Genomic DNA, 3,357 nt, shown 5'->3' with positions numbered 1-3,357 from the left:
TCCTAATTCCCAGGTAGAACCTAAGTTATGAGTATAACCACTACAAAAAATTGAAATAGTATAAACAAACACCAATTAACTGAATATCTCTATTTTCCTTGTTTCTAGGTGAGTAAATCCTGATTTATATATACCAAATAACTGTATATTTACATAAGTCTCATGATTGTAATGCAGACTCAAGTTTATCAAGTTCATCGTTAAGATATGCTAGTTTCGCCTCTTCATCAAGAAGTTGCTGTTCTAATTGAAACTTGACTGCCGTACCAGCCTCAAAGACTCAGCGTGAGAATGTTGTCTTCATAGTTACTCTACGGTCTAGCAAGCAAACTGATGTTTAACATACTATTGCTCACTTGGATTCAGTACAACAATAATTTCTGCTAACCTAATTCCCAAAGGTTTCCAGTGGGGATTGGTGGAAGAAAAAGTACTATCCCCAGACACTGCTTGGTAGTCATTGGGGAACTTTTCAGAAGCATTAGGAGCAGCATCTACTCGTAAAATGAGTTTGCCTTGATAACGGGATAATTTACTACTATCCAACAAAATAGTACCGCCGTAATCCCATGCCAATCCATAAAGTTTAAAGTTACCTAACTTCTTGCGTAATTCGCTCAAAGGGGTTCCCACTCCAATACCTTCGCGGGTTTTCCAAGCTGAACCCAGGTTACGCACATCTAGGGGTTTGGTACGAGTATTATCACTCCAAACTACTAGCAGCGATCGCCCCTGATTTAGATTTAACTGAGTAGCTGCAAAACTACCTATTCCTTCAGCACCAGAGATAGTTTTATCAACGAGATGGGATGCACCAAACAGTTTGACTAAATCCTGCTTGGTGGTTGTGCGTGTTATCGATCCCACTCGTTCCCCAGGAACAATTAAGGTATCTTTTAAGGGTTGCGATTTAGCAACAGTAACTGGATGATTTATTTTCTGGGGTAGTGCAAAGGCTTGGTTTACTGAATAGTTTAGCAGTAAAGCTAAAGTAGCTGTAGCAATGCCTTTGATTGATGAATTCATGGGTTCTATTTGGGGTAGCAGAATATGAGTGAGAAGTACTCATAGTTTAACGACTACAATTTCCCAATTACAGATTCCCAATTTTCCAAAAATTTTATTTCATCGCTCTAGTTGCGTTTAAAATTGCCAGCATTGCTACTCCAGCATCAGCAAAGACAGCTTCCCACATTGTCGCTATCCCTAAAATACCCAATCCAATAAATACACCTTTAATTGCTAACGCAAACCCAATATTTTGCCAAACAATTCTGCGGGTTTTTCTGGCAATGTGTATTGCTTCTGCCACTTTCGATGGTGCATCTGTCACGATTACAATATCGGCAGTTTCGATCGCTGCATCTGAGCCTAATCCACCCATTGCCATACCAACATCTGCTCTAGCAATCACTGGTGCATCATTAATTCCATCCCCAACAAAGGCAACTTTACCATGCTTGCCAGCCGTGCTGAGTAACTTCTCAATGGCATTAACTTTTTCTTCAGGTAATAACTCTGCTTCGTAAGTATCTATGCCGATCTGTTCAGCAATGCGGGAAGCGATCGCTTGATTATCTCCTGTCAACATTACTGTTCTCTCTACACCCATTCGCTTGAGTGCTTGAATAGCTTCTCTAGCATCTTCTTTGAGTTCATCGGCAATGACAATATATCCAGCGTAAATATTATCCACTGCTAGGTGGATAACTGTTCCCTCTAACTGGCAATTATCGTGAGATATATTCTCTCTATGCAATAGGCGATCGCTTCCCGCTATTACTAGCCTATTTTCAATCTTGGCTCGAATTCCATAGCCTGCTATTTCTTCATAATCTCCGATCTCAAATTCATCAATTTTTCCACCATAAGCCTTGCAGATAGATTGAGCGATGGGATGATTTGAGTGCGATTCTACTTTGGCAGCTAATTGCAGCAGTTCTTGTTCATTCCAGCCATTTAATGGTACTATTTCTACTACTTTGAATACACCTTTAGTTAACGTTCCAGTTTTATCAAAAACAACTGTATTAACTGCATTTAAAGTATCTAAAAAAGTAGAGCCTTTAACCAAAATACCACGTTTGGCTGCACCTCCCACACCTCCAAAGTAACCTAATGGAATACTGATAACAAGTCCACACGGACAGGAGATAACTAGTAAAATTAGGGCACGATAAACCCATTCAGAAGAAGTTGCACCCGAAATGAATAAAGGAGGTAATATTGCAACTACTAGAGATGTAAAAACTACGATTGGTGTATAATATCGGGCAAATTTAGTAATAAACTTTTCTGTTGCTGCTTTTTTACTTTTGGCATTTTGCACCAAGTCTAAAATTTTGGCAATAGAAGATTCATCAAATAGTTTTGTGACTCTAATGACGAGCGCACCTATTTTATTAATCGTCCCAGCAAAAACTGTTTCTCCAATTCTTACCGTTCGCGGTACAGATTCTCCAGTTAATGCAGATGTATCAACTTGCGAATTACCATCTATAATTTCGCCATCTAAGGGAATCTTTTCTCCAGGCTTGACAACGATAATATCGCCAATATTTACTGTTTCTGGCGATACTTTCTTCAGTTCTCCTTCTATTTGGATATTTGCATAGTCTGGACGGACTTCCAATAATGATTTGATCGAATTACGAGAGCGACTGACGGCAATATCTTGAAACAATTCTCCAATTTTATAAAATAACATGACTCCGACAGCTTCGGGCAATTTATGAATTGCGATCGCCCCTAATGTTGCCACTGTCATTAAAAACGTTTCATCAAAGACTCTACCTCTGACTATATTGTGTCCAGCAGTTTTTAAAACACTCCATCCACTTAATAAATAAGCAGGAATAAAAAGCAGGTATTCACCTATTGAGTAGAATGTATTGTGTAATTGATCTTCAAAAATTACACCAGGCGCATATAAACTTAAAATTGCTATCAAAGGCAATATCTCATTTTTCAGATTGAATTCTCCCCCGTGTTCATGATTGTGGTCATGGTTATGATTATCATCATGATTGTGATTATGAACATGGTTATGATTCTCGTGATGGTCATGTTCACAACTGCAACAATCCGAAGATTCTGAATGTATTTTCTGCTTCATTTTTTATATTTAGGCTAGTAAATTACTTGAGATATGAGCCTCTTTTTAAATGTAATGAAAAAAAGAAGTTTTTACAAGTTGATATTTTAAGAACGAGAATCTATCTCAATCCAGTTCGGCTAAGGTTTTTTGATGAAAATTATAGACCAATACAGTTCAGTTAAGCATTTTTTCTCTTCTCTCTGTTTCCTCTGCGCCTCTGCGGTTCGTTAAAAAAGTTGACTTTGACAAAGAGTTTTAGC

2 protein-coding genes are annotated in these 3,357 nt (G+C 38.1%); both read right to left on the bottom strand.

Features of this window, described 5'->3' with window-relative positions; translation table 11 throughout:
* Window positions 1-345: 345 nt before the first annotated feature.
* Window positions 346-1,026 (bottom strand): hypothetical protein, encoded by a 681-nt coding sequence (locus IQ229_RS19385; RefSeq protein WP_194046543.1) that lies wholly within the window; start codon window positions 1,024-1,026, stop codon window positions 346-348.
* A 94-nt stretch (window positions 1,027-1,120) separates the two neighbouring features.
* Complete coding sequence (locus IQ229_RS19380; RefSeq protein ID WP_194046541.1) at window positions 1,121-3,115, bottom strand: heavy metal translocating P-type ATPase; 1,995 nt, start codon at window positions 3,113-3,115, stop codon at window positions 1,121-1,123.
* Between the last annotated feature and the right edge of the window lie 242 nt (window positions 3,116-3,357).

The organism is Nostoc cf. edaphicum LEGE 07299 (genome assembly GCF_015207245.1).
Classification (GTDB): Bacteria; Cyanobacteriota; Cyanobacteriia; order Cyanobacteriales; family Nostocaceae; genus Nostoc; species Nostoc edaphicum_B.
This window is presented reverse-complemented; position numbering and strand designations above follow the sequence as displayed.